The following is a 15,062-nucleotide window of genomic DNA, read 5'->3' as shown; positions in this document are numbered from 1 at the left end:
GATTGATCAGCCAATATTTAAAATTTAATGGGCACCGCCAGTATCCACTGGCTTGGCCTGTTTAACCGGCCGCGCCAGCCAGACAACGGCAATCAGCAAAATGAAAATCCAGGCTGATATGCGAAACACATCATTGGCGCTCAGCATGAATGCCTGCTGGTCAATGATGCGATTGAGTTGTGCCAGACTTTGTTCAGGCGATAAACCGCTTGCCGCCATATTGGCCAAAGCCTGCGTGGCATTATTGTTGCCATTGTTGATGGACTCGACCAGTTGAGCATGATGCAGGGTGGCACGATCATCCCAGATGGTGGTGGCGATGGAGGTGCCAAAAGCGCCCGCGGTAATCCGGGCAAAATTGGAGAGCCCCGAAGCAGAGGGAATCTTTTCTGGCGCAATGCCCGACAGCGTCAGCGAGACCAATGGTATGAAAAAGAATGCCATGGCGACACCTTGTATCACCGTGGGGATCATCAACGTCGACAAATCGGCCTGGGTGTTGAAGTGTGAGCGCATCCACAACACAATGCCAAAGAAAATAAAGGCAACGCTGGCGAGCAGACGTGGATCGCTCGTGCCGACTTTCTTGCCGACAATGGGTGATAACACAATGGCCAGCAGACCAACCGGTGCCAGCACAATACCAGCCAGGGTGGCGGTATAGCCCATGTATTGTTGCAGCCACAGCGGTAACAGCACCACATTGCCAAAGAAGGTGCCATAGCCGAGCGACAGCGCCAACGTGCCAGTCCAGAAGTTGCGACGCTTGAACAAGGTCAGATCAACAATCGGATGTTTTTCAGTCAGTTCCCAGACGATGAAAAACGCAAAACCAATGAATGCCGTCACGCCGAGTATCACAATCTGGCTGGAGTTAAACCAGTCCAGCTCCTTGCCTTTGTCGAGCATGATCTGCAGGGCACCGACCCACAAGACCAAGAGGCTTAAGCCAATTCCATCAATGGGCAATTTACGGCTGGCCGACTCGCGTACCCGATAGATATTCCAGGTGACTGCGGCGGCACCGAGTCCAATCGGGATGTTGATATAAAAAATCCAGGGCCACGACATATTGTCGGTAATCCAGCCGCCTAACAATGGCCCCATCACAGGTGCCACCAGCGTGGTCATCGACCACATGGCGAGCGCCATCCCGGCCTTTTCCTTGGGATAGCTTTGCAGGAGCAGGGTTTGTGACAGGGGGATCATCGGCCCGGCTACCAGCCCTTGCAAAACGCGCAGGGCAATGAGTACACCGATATTGGGCGCGAGTCCGCATAACCAGGAGGCCAGCACAAATAACAGGACGCTGCTGGTAAACAGTTTGACCATACCAAAGCGTTGCGTCATCCAACCCGTCAGCGGTACGGCAATCGCATTGGCCACCGCAAAGCTGGTGATCACCCAGGTGCCTTGATTGGGGCTGACGCCAAAGTCACCGGCAATCGCCGGGATGGACACATTGGCAATCGACGAGTCCAGCACATTCATGAAGGTGGCTAGTGACAGCGCAATGGTGCCCATGACCAGCTGTGAGCCTTGCAAGGGCGGTGGAGCCGCCGGTCTGCCAGCGGCGGCTGGTGCGACGTTGGCTGGGGTATCGACCGGCTTGGGATTGACGTTGTCGCCGGTTGAATCAGAGGTGAGCGTGGCCATATTGACTAGGAGCGATGATTGAGGGCAACCGGCACCAAAGACTTGTCGGCCACTGGGTCATGCAGGCTCTGATTGGATGGCAGGGCGGTTTTGCGGCCCAGATTATTGTTGATGATTTGCTTGACCGCATCATCGGCATCATGGCTCAGCTTATCAAACACCGTGGTCTCTACAGCGGCATGTTCACGCGGTGCGTCAGCGAGTGACTTGCCGGACTGATCATGCACATCCACCGTCACCAGCATGGACAGGCCAACGCGCAAAGGGTGATCCTTGAGTTGTTGCGAATCCAGCGCAATTCGTACTGGTACTCTTTGCACGACCTTGATCCAGTTACCCGTGGCATTTTGTGCGGGCAGTAATGAAAAGGCTGAACCGGTTCCCGCGCCAAGGCCAATCAATTTACCCTGGTAGTCAATTTTTTTGCCGTACATATCGGCATTGAGAGTGACAGCCTGACCAATGCGCATTTCCCGCAATTGAGATTCCTTGAAGTTGGCATCCACCCATACCTGATCAAGTGGAATCAAGGCCATCAAGGGCACACCGGCGGTGATTCGCTGACCTAGCTGCACACTGCGCTTGGCCACATAGCCGGTGACGGGTGCCACGATCTCATTGCGGTTGAGTGCCAGATAGGCTTCCCGTACTTTGGCAGCCGCGCGTTGTACATTGGGATGGTTCTCGACATCGGTGCCATCGGTCAAGACGCGATTGCTGGCAAGTTGTTCTTTGGCACTCGTCAAGGCGGCCTGAGCGGCGGTATAGGCAGCACGGGCATCGGTCAGTGTGGTATTGGCGTGCTGCATTTCTTCATTGGATACGGCACCGCTGGCAATCAATGGTTGACGCCGTTTGACATCGTCTTCAGCGCGCTGCACGGTACTTTTTGCCTTGCTGATTTCGGCTTCACGCAGGGCAATATTGGCAGACAAGGTGCCGTTGTTGGTGTAGGTCGTGCGTACCTCACGCACGGTTTGTGCGAGCTGTGCTTCGGCCTGTTCGAGCGCGACTTTGGCATCGGCCTGATCCAGCCTGACCAAGGGTTGGCCAGCTTGTACAAAGTCGGTGTCATCGGCCTGAATATTCAATACGGTGCCAGCGACTTGCGAGGTGATTTGCACCACATTGCCCTGCACATAAGCGTCATCGGTATCAATCAAGTAGCGGCTGACTAGTGCCCAATGTGCTGCCCAGGCTGCGCCAGCGAGGAGAAACAGGATGGTCAGGCCAATCAGCCAGCGTTGACGCTTGCGCTGGTCAGGGCTAATCGAAGGGTGAGTAGTGGTGCTTTGATTATTGTTGGGTTCCATGATGATTTCCTGCTGAATATTCAATGGGAATTTGCAATGCCGACAAGTGCGGCTGTCGGTGCTTCGTTAAAACCGCCACCCAGGGCGTGAATCAGGCGGATTCTGGTATCGAGCAGACGGGCTTGCAGATCGGTTTGGTTGCGTTGCTGTGCCAGCACATTGGTCTGGGCGCTCAGTACAGTCAGGTAAGTACTCAGGCCAGCACGAAAACGTTGCTGTGCAAGGTCATAGGCTTGTTCGGCAGCCTGGCTTGCCAATTGTTGCTGCTGATTTTGTATGGCCAGCGATTGCAAGGAGCCAAGCTGGTCGGCCACATCATGGATCGCCTCGTTTAAGGTCATGTTGTAGCTTTCAATCGCAGCGTCCACATCGGCAGTGCGGCCACGCAGGCCAGCCCGTAATCGACCTGCATCAAAAATGGGCAAGTGCAGGGCAGCACCGGCACCATACTCGCGGCTACCTGCTTCAATCCAGTCAGGAAAGCCAAGACTGTTGAGGCCGACAAAGGCCTTCAGATTGATATTGGGATAAAACGCTGCTTTGGCTTCGGCAATTCCTTGTGTGGCTGCCTCAACGCGCCAGCGTGCCGCACTGATGTCGGCGCGACGGCCTAACAGATCAGCCGGAATGGTTGTGTTGCTATTTGTGGCAAGGGGTTTGGCCAATCTGGGTGAGAGGGTTGCTGTACTTTGTGGTCCATCTCCCAACAAGGCGGCCAAGGCATTGCGGGTGAGTGAAATCTGTTCATCCAGGGCGGCGATGTCACGTTCAATTTCGGGCACACTGCCTTCGGCCTGACGTCGTTCAACATTGGTATCCAGACCTGCTTTAACCCGACTCACCACCAGCTCGCGTATTGCCTGACGCTGTTGTAGCGAAGCCTGGGCAATGGTTTTTTGTTCGAACAGGCGTGCCAATGCAAAGTAGCTGCGTGCCACGTTGCTTGCCAGCAACTCGCGGGCTGCCTGCGCATCAGCCTTGGCTGCTCTGACATTGCCGATGGCTGCATTCAACGCTGCCTGGTTGCGACCAAAATAATCAAATTCCCAACTAGCGCCTAGACTGGCATTATTGAGTGTATAGACGTTACCACCCAACGGTGGTGGGTAAATACCATGTTCGCTGAAGCGTTGTCGTTCTGTACTGAGATCACCACTGACTTGCAGTCCCAAACTGCTTTGCGCCAAACCAGCCGCGGCACCGGCTTTGCTGATCCGGGTTTCAGCCAGTTTGAGGTTGGGGTTACCGCTCAGTGCCTTGTCAATCAGTTGCGTGAGTATTGGGTCGTCAAATTGTTGCCACCAGTCTTGCGCTGGCCAGTCGGTGCCATCTTGCTGGCTGGCACCAAGCTGCTGCGGTGTTTGTAATTGAGCAACCGGTGCAATGCCGCTGTAACTGGCGCAGCCTGCAAGTAGCAGGGTCAGGCCGATGGCTGGAAGCAATGAATGTGGGCGTGAGCGAGTTTTCATGATGATTGGGATCGAGTGATCTGAGGATTATTCCTGGCTGCCTGATGCACGCAGGGTTTGTACATTGGCCAGCATCCGCCGTAACAGGGCTTTTAAATCATTGACTTCGGTTTTGCTGAAGCCTTCCAGCACATTGTTGAGTACGTCAGAGACTACGTAAGGGACTATCTCGGCAGCTTTTTCGCCATCTTCGGTCAGTTCGAGATTGACGATGCGACGATCTTCGGATGAGCGGGTACGCTTGACCAGACCCTTGGCTTCAATCCGATCCAGCATGCGGGTGATGGCGCCGGTATCCGCGCAAGAAACGCGCGCCAGCTCGGCTGCCGTTTTACAGTTACGTTGACGAATCATGAGCAAGGGTTTCCACTGCGCATTGGTCAGATCGTGCGTGATCATGTGCTCATCCACCAGACTGCCCATACCGTCGATGACTTGTCGCATCAGAAACGCGATGCTTTCATCGACCTGATAGGTTTTGCCATCGTAAAAACGTGTTGTCGATTTTTTGTTTGCCATGATTTTTGAAAATTAGCTGCCTATGCAGTAATGTAGCTGCTATTGCAATTACTGTCAAGGCAGTAAATTTTTTGTCATTTTACAAACCGTTTAAAACGGATCGCCATGGTTGGCGATATAGTTGGTATCACCATGGTGATGGTTAATGAAAAATGGCCATGAATAGATCATGACCATGATGTTGATGGGTTAGGCAATACATTTTTGCTGAATGGGGCGGGTGTCATTACCTTGTCGTTGTCCTATCATGGCGCCAATATGGCCCAGACTAAAGAAGGTAATCACTCAATCTCATCCGGTCAGGTAGCTTGTGACGGCGGTTGTTATTGCGGTTGTCACTGAAGTTGCTACCTATACACAGCTGTCAAATTTTATCGATTTGATCTTTGACTTTTTCTTTGGCATCGCCATAGGCTGCCTGTGATTTTCCGGCGGCCTGCTCAGCTTTGCCTTTGATTTCAGTAGACTTGTTGCCAGTTACCTTACCAACAGCTTCGGTAACTTTACCTTTGACTGCTTCAACACGACCCTTGACTTGATCCTTGTTCATGGTTTGCTCCTGTGAGTGATGCCAGATGGCCTGTACCAAGGTAACAAATAGGGTGCTGGATCACTGTCATGCTGTGCCGGTTTTGTTATAGGATTTTGACTACAGTGGCGAGGTGATCCGCTTATATGGCCATTATGTTGTCAGTTAGCGGGCTTTTGTGCCGCGGCCAGCTCGGCATCACGCGCCTTGATGCGTGCCACAGCGGGGCGAGCGTTAAAGCGTTCCAGGTAGGCACTGATCGGTGCGCTCTTGGGCACCACACCAAATCCGGTCGTCCAGTTGAGCGCCATGCCCCACAGCACATCGGCGGCAGTAAATCGTTCACCCAACAGATAAGGGCCTTGACTGAGTTGAGCATCCAGCAGATTGAGTATCTCTTCGTAAGTGCCATAAGGCGATTTGGAGGGTGCTGCGGGCTCGCGCTTGAAGGCGTGGTCGATGATGGCAGGTTCAAAGCTGGCACCATACAACACCATCCAGCGCAAATAAGGGCCACGCAAGGGGTCACCGATTGCTGGCGTCAAGCCTGCTGCGGGATACAGATCGGCAAGATAAAGATAAACCGCGGGTTGCTCTGTCACCAGCGCCCCATTGTGCACAATGGCCGGCACTTTACCGAGCGGGTTGATAGCCAGATAGTCTGGCTGGCGATTGCTCTGGGTGTTTAGGTTGAGCAGATGCAGCGCATAGCTGGCCCCTAACTCTTCGAGTAACAGCAGCACGCCTGTCGAGCGACTATTGGGGGCATGATAGAAAGTCAGTTGCGACATGGCGATTCCTTAAAAAATGATTTCGTCCAGCACCAAAAACGTGGTGACATGCCAAACAATGAATGGCAGAAATACCTTGTGTCATGTCTTGTATTGGGTTTGCACTGGATTGTAGTTGAATGGTTTGGCTATTCAATGACGAGGCGGTGCTGGAATTAATTGATTCATATACTCTATACCAGTAAAAAAATTGATATAGTATTCAAGCACTATATAAGCTTATTTATTCATATACTCCTTTAAAAAATCAAAAATACAATGTGCTCATGGTGATCGTGGCAAATGCTGGCGGACTCAGCCGAAACTGAAAAAACCGGCAGATTGAGCCATTGCGATGTAATGAGCGCCTACAATCCGACAATAAGATAAGTAACACGTCGCACAAACGCCATTGGATAGTTGGCAAGAAGAGATTGGCCAACCTCATTGAATGCGGGTGCTGCAATTGGATTGCTAATTTCGATTGCCAATCTGCGTACCTGGCCGGATTGCCCAATGTATTTTTCACCTTGTTTAATTTTCAATATTGAAATCATGACGATTGCCCTCATTGCTGCGCTGAAAGAAGAACTTGATGCGGTGCTTACCGCCCTGCATGCCAATGCGCATATCGAAGAGCATGGTGGACGTCGCTTTTATGTCGGCAGTTTGCATGGTGAGCCTTGTGTGGCGGTGCTGTCTGGTATTGGTAAGGTGGCAGCGGCTTCCACCGTGACGGCGCTGATTCATGTCTATGCGCCGTCACGCATCATCTTTACTGGCGTGGCGGGTGGTCTGGCCGACGGTTTGCGGGTGGGCGATGTGGTGATTGCCAGTGAGCTGATTCAGCATGATATGAATGCCGAGCCTTTGTTTCCACGCTTTGAGGTGCCGATGACCGGCAAGCAATGGTTTGCCACCGATGAGCAACTCGCCAAAGAACTCGATGCCAGTGCGCAGCAATTTGTTGATGTGCGCTTGCCGGGTATCATCAATTTGGTCACGCGTGAACAGTTTGGCCTGCATCATCCACAAGTGCATTGGGGAGCGATTGCCAGCGGTGACCAATTCATTGCCAGCCATCTGGCCCGCCTGGAATTGCAGCAGGTGCTGCCCAGTGTGCTGTGTGTTGAAATGGAAGGGGCGGCGGTAGCGCAAGTGTGTGCCGCCTATCAGGTGCCGTTTGCAGTGATGCGCACGATTTCCGATAGCGCCGATGATGATGCGGTGATTGATTTTCCGCGTTTTATTGATGAGGTGGCCAGTGTGTATTCCGCCGGCATCTTGCGTGAATGGGTTCTCAATGCACGGGTAGACGCTGGCAAGCAGGAAAATGAGTGATGCCAGCAGTTTCGCATAGCAAGATCATCATATAAAAAAACCGGACAATCGTCCGGTTTTTTTATGAGCTTGAAGTGCTGTTCGTCATGATCAGATTTTAATCTTTGGTCATGGCCGCACCCCAACGTGCCGATAGCAAACCAAACACGGCGCCAACAATCAAAGAGATAGAAATAATTACCAGCGAATTTTTCAAGCTTGGGGAAAGCAGTACTTCCAGTTTTAAAACATCGGGTGTCTGCAATAAGTATGCAAACGATGCCGCAAAGCCAAACACGGTAGCCGGAATCGTCGCCAGGGCCGGGATGTTGGCACCAAGTACCACCACAATGATCCCCACACCAACCGCAATCGCTGCCCAGAGTGGCAAACCGAGTTGTGCCGCGAGTGGCACGGATAAGATGACAACCGCCACCAACCAGGCCACAAAGGCACCAAAGATGCCGCAGATCACCACTTTTTGCAGTGCGTCGCCATTACCGCCCAGCGCAAAGAAAGCGCCCCATGCGACAAACGCTGCCCAAATGAGAAACACGCCACTTAAAGGGCCCAAGGCCAGAAAGGTGGCCAAAGCACCTAATACCGAGATGCTGATTGCGAGTGCATTTAAAGTTTTCAACATGATCTCCTGTGATTAAATTATTTTTTGAGTCAATTGCGCCTGCTAGAGCAATGCCAATCCAACACTTGGCGGATAGCGCAAGACGGGATCATGAAGACGGGACGGATAAGCCCATTCTGATAACACAAACGGCGTGTTCTGTTTCAGGACACTCCTATCGATTGCATCGCTCTGAATGAAAGTGGGGCAAGATGCATGCCGAATATTTCATTTTTCAATATCGCGGTGCAGCACAGAGAAGGATATTTGAAACTTAAATTCTTAATCATTTACATGAAGAAACGACCAAGCCACCCTTATTTGGTCAGCCTAAGAATGACCGGGTGTTGAGTCTGGCATATGCTGACATGCGGAAGATTGCAGGTTTAGGGATGAATTCGGACGAGTGCCTTGCAAAAAAACAATCTACCTATAAGTAGATTTGCAGGGGGCAACTGTTGCAAAAGATGAAAGATGTACGCTTGTCTAATACCGCTTAAGTCTGGTTGGCCCAGCTTCCCATGGGTTCGAGAAAAGGTGATAGCTCTGCTTCACTCCAACGTAAGGGCAATACTCTTTTGACTAGCTGTGTGCTCGTGACGTGCAGGCGAAGCAATCGTTGTGCGCCTTCATATTGCTTCACTTCTGCACCTTCCCAGATGATCTCGGCACGTGCTGCAATATAAAGCAAATCACCTTCCGAAAAATCAATCAATAACAATCCTGCCTTGGGTTGAATCAGCAGATTACCCAAAGTGTTGAAGTAATTGTTGCCGGCGTAATCGGGCACCGTCAAGGTACTGGCATCATCCACCCGTACAAACCCGGGCTTGCCACCGCGGTGCGATACATCCACACCGTGCGGGCAACTGCTGGCGCTGGCAACGGTGTCGTTAAAGCTGCTGGCGATATAAAAGGTATCCGTAGCGCGAATCATCTGCTGCAAAGCACTGTCCAGTTTGCTGCTTTCAATGCTGCGCACACGGGCCTGATCAAACACACTGGTTTCAATCAGCGTAGGAACCCGTGCCTGAATATATTTGGGGCAGTTGCCAAAGCTGCGTTGTACGGCTACCGTAAATCCTGTGTCATCGATAAAACTGACCATGCCATTTAAACGATTCCGACGTCGGGTCGGCGGCTCAATGCCTAACAGGCCAATTGCGGCACCCACATGCAAATTGGCAAGCAGCGGATCATACTGGTTGGGCAGAGCATTGATGCGCAAATGTTGTTCGTCCAGCGCATTGGCAAAGCCAGCCGGGTTGGTGAGGATAGAGGCCCAGGGTTGGCCATCGCTATCCTGTGTCCCGACAATTAAAAAAGGCAGTTGCCGAAGAAAAGCCTGATGTTGCTCCGGCATCTGATTGCGAATGATGCGTCTACCCAAATCTTCAATTTTGTCGCGCAGGCCCAGGCGGTATTGAATACTCTGTTCGCCTGCATGAAAAGGCGATTCTTCGTATGACCAGCCGGGTATCGACGACATGACGACCTCAATCGAGCAATTTTAAAAATTCAATTTAATGTGGCTCACCACAAAAGCAAACACTGACGCCGGTACTCAGTTTGATGAATGCATGGTCAGCTGGTTTGCGATTGTGGTGAGTGCGTATTGCTAAGCCGGTTTACGCAGCCAGACAGATTTTTGTGCCGGGCATGGCAATAAATCCTGGCAGTGCTTCAACACGTTTGAGCCAGTTGCGGATGTTGCTGTATTTCTCCAAAGACACATCACCTTCTGGTGCGTGAGCAATGTAGCTATAGCAAGCAATATCGGCAATCGTACGATGATCGGTCGCCAGGAAGTTGCGATTGGCCAGATAACCATCGAGTTGATCGAAGAATTGATAAGCACTGGCTTTGGCCACGGCATGATCAAAGTTCATGCCAAACACGGTATGCAGGCGCGCGCTGCACGGGCCGCGAAATACCTCACCCGAGGCCATCGATAAAAAGCGCTGTACCATTGCAGCACCAACTGGGTCGCTCGGGAGCCAGCTTTCATCGCCATATTTTTTGGCCAGATAGACCAGGATTGCGGTAGAGTCGAACACAATCGTGCCATTGTCGTCCAGTACCGGCACTTGACCCATAGGATTCATAGCCAGGAAAGGCGGCTTTTTGTGCTCACCACCCAGCAAGTCAACTGGAATCAATTCGTAAGGCAGATTGAGCAGCGAAGCCATGAGACGTGCGCGGTGGGCATGACCTGATTTTTCAAAATCATAAAATTTGAGTGACTGGCTGGGTTTTGCGGATGACATGTGAACTCCTCTTCAAGTCGTTGAATTATTGATTTGAGAATATCTTGAACCGAACGATCGGTTCAGAATCATCGCTTAAAAAAAACTGCCCGTCAAGCAGCTTGAATAGTTGAAATATAAAAAACTGGGCCTGCGGACTGCGTTGATGAGAAGTGGTCAGCATTGCCTTTATTCAGGCCGCAGCATTTGCTCTGGAAATTCCTTGATCAATCTGAGAAAGGGTTCTTTGGAACCAATCGTGCGCGAAATCACCAGGGCACCCTGAATACCGATCAGCGCATTTTCACCGCGACGTTTGGCTTCGCGGGCTGAAATGCCGCTTTCCTTGGCAATATCAGTGTAAATCTGGATCAAGCCCTGGGTGCGTAGCGCCAGTTCATCCTGAAACAGTTTTCCTGCTGAACCAATGCTGAAAATATTGAGCAGACAAGAACGTGCGCCGTCGTCATAAAAAGCTGCCAATCCTTTGGCGCATGCCTGCAAGCGTTTGAGCGGCGTTTGCTGGGTAGCACGCAGTGGCGCTAGCACCAGTTCATCAAAACATTGCAGCACCCATTCCAAAGCGGCCTTCGCCATGTCCTCCTTGCCATTGGGAAAATGATGGTAAAGACTGGATCGACCCAGCCCGGTGGCTTCCGACAAGAGCGCCAGACTGGCGCCTTCATAACCATGTTGGCGAAAGGTCGCCACAATGCGGGTCAGGATTTCTTCTCGGGTCAAGGCAACGGCAGACATGATGGTAATGACAGTAAAGCTTATCAATTCAAGATGACGGCACTGTATCACTTTTCAGCTCGGTGCGGCACTGACGGGGTTTAAACACATTGCAGCACAGTATGAAAATGCATACGGATGCTTTCTCAGAAGCATACAATGGTTATCTGAAATCTGAATCATCATCATGACTTTGCCATTGACTACTTCGCTCACAAAAATCCAGCAACAGGGTTTTGATTTTGTTGACGCTTATGCCATGCGTCAGCAACTCCTGCAGCTTGATGCTCAGGCGCTGGATGACTGGCCGGCTTTTTCGGCGAGCTGGTACAACATGCCTGAAGACAGTTATATGGCGGATGGTGGCCGCTATCGGCGCCGCCGTTACGCTACGCTGCGTGCAGAAGTGCAGAGCTTGCAGGCTGAATTGCAACCTCATCAACCTCATTATCAATCATTGATTTACAATCGATTAAACGGTGGCGTAGCGCGTTATTTTGTGCCGATTGAATCAACCATCATGCAAGGTGCCAGCATGCGCGCGCTGATTGGCTATGGCTTGCGACTGTTTCGTCAGTTGGTGTCACCAGCGGCGGTACATATCGAAGTGCATCAATTTCGTATTGATGCCAATAGCCTTGGCGAAGGCAAACCTACCCCGGAAGGAATGCATCGGGATGGTGTGGATCTGGTGTTGGTGACACTGATTGATCGAGTCAATGTGCAAAGTGGCACGACTACCATTCATGATTTAAGTGGCAGACAACTCGCCAGTTTCACGCTGACACAAGCCCTTGATACCGCACTGGTCGATGATCGACAGGCGATGCATGGTGTTACCCCCATCATTCCCATTGAGCCGGGCCAGGCCGCCTTTCGCGATGTGCTGGTGGTGACATACAGAACCATCAGCACCATTACCCAAGCATAAAACGACGACTCAGTATATTACGCAGTCAAATGCGGGCAATTTGACCGTAGCGAAGAGGCAATTCACTGCTGACGCGCAGACCATATTTTCCTACACTGTTGATCAATCAAGAGGAGGATGACATGAATAAAAAATTATTGACATCGGTATTGGGTATGACATTATCGGCGGTGCTATTGATTGCGCATGGCACATCATCAGCTCGTGACCTGGAAAAAATCCGCAGTGCCGGCACTTTGCGTGTCGGGGTATACAAAGACTTTCCTCCCTATGCGGACAATGGCGAGGGGATTGATGTGGATATCGCCAAGGCACTGGCCGAACGTTTAAACCTAAAGCCCGATGTATTTAGTTACGACGCCGACGATAATATGGACAATGATTTACGTACCATTGTCTGGAAGGGTTCGGCGCTGGCAATCGCACCACCGCCTGCCGATGTGATGATGCATGTGCCGGTTGATTCGGTGCTGATGTCACGTAATCCACAGGTCAAGATATTTGCACCCTATCATCGGGAAACCATGGCTGCGGTTCGCAATACCGAACTGCTACCTAAGCTGGATGCGATTACCGATGTGGGCAATCAAACGATTGGTGCCGAGGGTGACTCCATCATGTCGATGGCCTTGCTGTCCTCCAATGCGGGCCGCTTGCGTAATCAGGTCGTGCATTTTCGCTCGCCAGATGAAGCCCAGAAGGCCTTGGAGGAGGGCAGGATTGCTGGCTATTTTGGTATGCGCAGCCAGGTTGAACCGATCCTGGTGGCAACCGGTAAAAAATTCATCATGACTGTGCCACCACCCCTGGCAGGCTTGCCACTGGCGGGCTGGCAGCTGGGTCTGGCCGTGCCAGCCAATCAGTCTGAGTTACAGGCCTTATTGCAAAAAGCCATGAGCGATATGAGCAGTGACGGCACACTCGACCGTATTTTCAAGCAGCATGCGGTGACCCGGATTTCACCGCAATAAGCGCACAGCAATAGCCACTCGGCCAGTTGTCTCACTGGCCGCTCATTTTCAAAGTTGAACGCATCACGAGCGACCTGCTTGGTGTCTTCGCTCGTCTTTTGTTGCTTATACGATATAAAAATCGAGGAGAAATCATGCATCATCATTCACTCAAAAGGCTGTTGCTCAGCTTGGCCATCTTGGCGGGCAGTTGCACGGCGCTGGCAGACTCGGTGACAGAGCGGATTGCACACGTTGCCAACACGGAATGGCCGAGCTTTGGGCGCGGCTATGATAATCAGCGTTTTTCACCTTTGCAGCAGATCAATGCGGGCAATGTTGAAAAAATCAAGCCGGTCTGGACTTATCAGAGCGGTGTCAAGGCCACTTATCAGGCTACGCCGATTGTGGTCAATGGCGTGATGTATGTTTCGCTGCCGTTTAATCATGTGGTGGCGCTGGATGCCAAAACCGGTAAACAGCTCTGGCGCTACGAGCATCAGCGTCGCAAAGATCGGAAGCTTTGTTGCGGCCCTTCCAATCGCGGAGTGGCAGTGGGTTATGGCAAGGTCTTTATTGGCACAGTTGATGCGCGCCTGATCGCACTGGATGAAAAAACGGGTGAAAAGATCTGGGATATTGATGTGATTGAGGGTGTCAAAACAGCCACGGAAAATATTCAGAATCTCAATAAAAATGAAGAGTTGAGTAAAGCCAGCTCAATCGGCTCAACTGGTGTTGGGATTGGCATGGCACCCGTGCTGTACGAAGGCAAGGTGCTGATCGGTATTACTGGGGTGGCTTTTGGCCTGCATCTTGACCCTAATCAGGATAAGCCTTTGGCGGTGGTCGGTATGGCGGGTAACTATGGTTTGACCGGCTTTCTGGCAGCCTATGAGGTAGAGTCTGGCAAGCGCGCCTGGAAATTTGATACCGTTCCCCCCAGGGGCTGGGAAGGTGCCTATACAGCCACCACCGCCGATGGTGTGGCCTTGCCGCGGGATATTAAAAATGAACGTGCCATGGCCGCAAAATATCCCGATGCCTGGCGCTATGGTGGTGGTGCAGCCTGGTCGACGCCCTCGATTGATCCCAAACTCGGTTTGCTTTACTTTGGCACTGGCAATCCGGCACCATCGATGGAAGATACCTCTCGTCCGGGTGACAATCTCTATACCTCTTCGCTGGTGGCGCTGGATATCAAAACCGGCCAACTGCGCTGGCATTACCAACAAGTGCCGCATGATCTGTGGGGCTACGATGTGGCGAGTACTGCCGTGCTACTTGATTTTGAACGTGACGGCAAAAAAATTCCGGCAGTGGCCCAAGCCAGCAAGCTGGGCTGGGTGTATATCCACGATCGTGCCACCGGTGAGTTGTTGCTCAAGTCAGAAGCCTTTGTGCCACAAAAGAATCTGTTTCAACGCGCTACGCCAGGAGGCACCAGAATTAATCCGGGCGTGATTGGCGGGGTCAACTGGTCGCCCATGTCGGTCGATCAGCGCCATGCCATGGCCTATCTGGCTGCAAGCCATTGGCCAGTAATTTATACCGCGCATGAAACCCCTGCCAGTGGTGATCAGCCCGCTCTGCATTACACCAGCATGGAGCCGGCCATGGATGAACCTCGCTGGGGCGTGCTGGTCGGCATGAATCTCGCCACCGGCCATATGGCCTGGCAATACAAGACCAAGGAGCCCTTGATTGGTGGCGTGCTGGCAACCGCAGGCAATCTGGTCTTCATGGGGGAGGGGGATGGCACTTTAAATGCCATCAATGCGACTGATGGTAAACCGCTCTGGCAATACCAGTTTGCCGCAGGGGTGAATGCACCGCCGATCAGCTATGAAATTGATGGTGTTCAATATGTGGCGGTGGTGGCTGGTGGCAATCATTTGTATGGCTACCCGCAAGGTGATCAGCTCACGGTCTTTGCCTTGAAGTAGCCGGTCCCAACTTGATATTGAAATTTCAAATAATCAACAACGCATCGGCCTGCCCA

General features: G+C 51.9%; 15 protein-coding genes. 4 read left to right on the top strand and 11 right to left on the bottom strand.

The window, feature by feature from the left end:
- Nucleotides 1-24: 24 nt before the first annotated feature.
- From ACMYR3_RS14080 to ACMYR3_RS14050, 7 genes are all read right to left on the bottom strand, one after another.
- Nucleotides 25-1,524: a DHA2 family efflux MFS transporter permease subunit gene (locus tag ACMYR3_RS14080; RefSeq protein WP_424196529.1), complete on the bottom strand. Its 1,500-nt coding sequence runs from the start codon at nucleotides 1,522-1,524 to the stop codon at nucleotides 25-27.
- A gap of 137 nt (nucleotides 1,525-1,661) precedes the next feature.
- Entirely contained in the window at nucleotides 1,662-2,969 is a 1,308-nt protein-coding gene (locus ACMYR3_RS14075; protein ID WP_424192564.1) for an HlyD family efflux transporter periplasmic adaptor subunit, read from the bottom strand.
- Between the two features lie 20 nt (nucleotides 2,970-2,989).
- Complete coding sequence (locus tag ACMYR3_RS14070; protein WP_424192563.1) at nucleotides 2,990-4,438, bottom strand: efflux transporter outer membrane subunit; 1,449 nt, start codon at nucleotides 4,436-4,438, stop codon at nucleotides 2,990-2,992.
- A gap of 27 nt (nucleotides 4,439-4,465) precedes the next feature.
- On the bottom strand, nucleotides 4,466-4,957 hold the full coding sequence (locus ACMYR3_RS14065; protein WP_424192562.1) for a MarR family winged helix-turn-helix transcriptional regulator: 492 nt from the start codon (nucleotides 4,955-4,957) through the stop codon (nucleotides 4,466-4,468).
- 364 nt (nucleotides 4,958-5,321) lie between these two features.
- Nucleotides 5,322-5,507, bottom strand: a complete 186-nt coding sequence (locus tag ACMYR3_RS14060) for a CsbD family protein (RefSeq protein ID WP_424192561.1) — start codon at nucleotides 5,505-5,507, stop codon at nucleotides 5,322-5,324.
- A 140-nt stretch (nucleotides 5,508-5,647) separates the two neighbouring features.
- Nucleotides 5,648-6,277, bottom strand: a complete 630-nt coding sequence (locus tag ACMYR3_RS14055) for a glutathione S-transferase family protein (RefSeq protein ID WP_424192560.1) — start codon at nucleotides 6,275-6,277, stop codon at nucleotides 5,648-5,650.
- Nucleotides 6,278-6,624: 347 nt separating this feature from the next.
- On the bottom strand, nucleotides 6,625-6,813 hold the full coding sequence (locus ACMYR3_RS14050) for a hypothetical protein (protein WP_424192559.1): 189 nt from the start codon (nucleotides 6,811-6,813) through the stop codon (nucleotides 6,625-6,627).
- Between ACMYR3_RS14050 and ACMYR3_RS14045 the strand changes: the two genes are divergently transcribed.
- A complete protein-coding gene (locus ACMYR3_RS14045; protein WP_424192558.1) occupies nucleotides 6,812-7,597 on the top strand; it encodes a 5'-methylthioadenosine/adenosylhomocysteine nucleosidase in 786 nt (261 codons plus the stop codon). The genes ACMYR3_RS14050 and ACMYR3_RS14045 overlap by 2 nt on opposite strands.
- Nucleotides 7,598-7,694: 97 nt before the next feature.
- On the opposite strand, the gene ACMYR3_RS14040 is transcribed toward ACMYR3_RS14045, so the two are convergent.
- The 4 genes from ACMYR3_RS14040 to ACMYR3_RS14025 all read right to left on the bottom strand — a co-directional run bounded on the left by ACMYR3_RS14040 (nucleotide 7,695) and on the right by ACMYR3_RS14025 (nucleotide 11,200).
- Nucleotides 7,695-8,219 (bottom strand): DUF1097 domain-containing protein, encoded by a 525-nt coding sequence (locus tag ACMYR3_RS14040; protein WP_424192557.1) that lies wholly within the window; start codon nucleotides 8,217-8,219, stop codon nucleotides 7,695-7,697.
- Nucleotides 8,220-8,694: 475 nt separating this feature from the next.
- Entirely contained in the window at nucleotides 8,695-9,687 is a 993-nt protein-coding gene (locus tag ACMYR3_RS14035) for a pyridoxamine 5'-phosphate oxidase family protein (protein WP_424192556.1), read from the bottom strand.
- A gap of 139 nt (nucleotides 9,688-9,826) precedes the next feature.
- A complete protein-coding gene (locus ACMYR3_RS14030) occupies nucleotides 9,827-10,465 on the bottom strand; it encodes a glutathione S-transferase family protein (RefSeq protein ID WP_424192555.1) in 639 nt (212 codons plus the stop codon).
- A 168-nt stretch (nucleotides 10,466-10,633) separates the two neighbouring features.
- The gene (locus tag ACMYR3_RS14025) at nucleotides 10,634-11,200 is read right to left on the bottom strand and encodes a TetR/AcrR family transcriptional regulator (protein WP_424192554.1); all 567 of its coding nucleotides are present in this window, start codon (nucleotides 11,198-11,200) and stop codon (nucleotides 10,634-10,636) included.
- Between the two features lie 166 nt (nucleotides 11,201-11,366).
- Here ACMYR3_RS14025 and ACMYR3_RS14020 point away from each other — a divergent pair, with 166 nt between their 5' ends.
- The 3 genes from ACMYR3_RS14020 to ACMYR3_RS14010 all read left to right on the top strand — a co-directional run bounded on the left by ACMYR3_RS14020 (nucleotide 11,367) and on the right by ACMYR3_RS14010 (nucleotide 15,006).
- Complete coding sequence (locus ACMYR3_RS14020; RefSeq protein ID WP_424192553.1) at nucleotides 11,367-12,110, top strand: 2OG-Fe dioxygenase family protein; 744 nt, start codon at nucleotides 11,367-11,369, stop codon at nucleotides 12,108-12,110.
- 122 nt (nucleotides 12,111-12,232) lie between these two features.
- Nucleotides 12,233-13,081, top strand: coding sequence for a substrate-binding periplasmic protein (locus ACMYR3_RS14015; RefSeq protein ID WP_424192552.1), 849 nt, complete (start codon nucleotides 12,233-12,235; stop codon nucleotides 13,079-13,081).
- 134 nt (nucleotides 13,082-13,215) lie between these two features.
- Nucleotides 13,216-15,006: a pyrroloquinoline quinone-dependent dehydrogenase gene (locus tag ACMYR3_RS14010; RefSeq protein WP_424192551.1), complete on the top strand. Its 1,791-nt coding sequence runs from the start codon at nucleotides 13,216-13,218 to the stop codon at nucleotides 15,004-15,006.
- Nucleotides 15,007-15,062: the final 56 nt, after the last annotated feature.

The organism is Ampullimonas aquatilis, assembly GCF_049675895.1.
Classification (GTDB): domain Bacteria; phylum Pseudomonadota; class Gammaproteobacteria; order Burkholderiales; family Burkholderiaceae_D; genus Ampullimonas; species Ampullimonas aquatilis.
The sequence above is the reverse complement of the archived record's forward strand: the minus strand, read 5'-3'. Positions and strand labels throughout refer to the sequence as shown.

What these genes read in the sequence shown, in the direction of transcription:
- ACMYR3_RS14030 (WP_424192555.1), bottom strand. Translation starts at nt 10,465, where the DNA reads ATGTCATCCGCAAAACCCAGCCAGTCACTCAAATTTTATGATTTTGAA.
- ACMYR3_RS14075 (WP_424192564.1), bottom strand. Translation starts at nt 2,969, where the DNA reads ATGGAACCCAACAATAATCAAAGCACCACTACTCACCCTTCGATTAGC.
- ACMYR3_RS14015 (WP_424192552.1), top strand. Translation starts at nt 12,233, where the DNA reads ATGAATAAAAAATTATTGACATCGGTATTGGGTATGACATTATCGGCG.
- ACMYR3_RS14065 (WP_424192562.1), bottom strand. Translation starts at nt 4,957, where the DNA reads ATGGCAAACAAAAAATCGACAACACGTTTTTACGATGGCAAAACCTAT.
- ACMYR3_RS14080 (WP_424196529.1), bottom strand. Translation starts at nt 1,524, where the DNA reads ATGGGCACCATTGCGCTGTCACTAGCCACCTTCATGAATGTGCTGGAC.
- ACMYR3_RS14035 (WP_424192556.1), bottom strand. Translation starts at nt 9,687, where the DNA reads ATGTCGTCGATACCCGGCTGGTCATACGAAGAATCGCCTTTTCATGCA.
- ACMYR3_RS14020 (WP_424192553.1), top strand. Translation starts at nt 11,367, where the DNA reads ATGACTTTGCCATTGACTACTTCGCTCACAAAAATCCAGCAACAGGGT.
- ACMYR3_RS14025 (WP_424192554.1), bottom strand. Translation starts at nt 11,200, where the DNA reads ATGTCTGCCGTTGCCTTGACCCGAGAAGAAATCCTGACCCGCATTGTG.
- ACMYR3_RS14055 (WP_424192560.1), bottom strand. Translation starts at nt 6,277, where the DNA reads ATGTCGCAACTGACTTTCTATCATGCCCCCAATAGTCGCTCGACAGGC.
- ACMYR3_RS14045 (WP_424192558.1), top strand. Translation starts at nt 6,812, where the DNA reads ATGACGATTGCCCTCATTGCTGCGCTGAAAGAAGAACTTGATGCGGTG.
- ACMYR3_RS14040 (WP_424192557.1), bottom strand. Translation starts at nt 8,219, where the DNA reads ATGTTGAAAACTTTAAATGCACTCGCAATCAGCATCTCGGTATTAGGT.
- ACMYR3_RS14050 (WP_424192559.1), bottom strand. Translation starts at nt 6,813, where the DNA reads ATGATTTCAATATTGAAAATTAAACAAGGTGAAAAATACATTGGGCAA.
- ACMYR3_RS14010 (WP_424192551.1), top strand. Translation starts at nt 13,216, where the DNA reads ATGCATCATCATTCACTCAAAAGGCTGTTGCTCAGCTTGGCCATCTTG.
- ACMYR3_RS14060 (WP_424192561.1), bottom strand. Translation starts at nt 5,507, where the DNA reads ATGAACAAGGATCAAGTCAAGGGTCGTGTTGAAGCAGTCAAAGGTAAA.
- ACMYR3_RS14070 (WP_424192563.1), bottom strand. Translation starts at nt 4,438, where the DNA reads ATGAAAACTCGCTCACGCCCACATTCATTGCTTCCAGCCATCGGCCTG.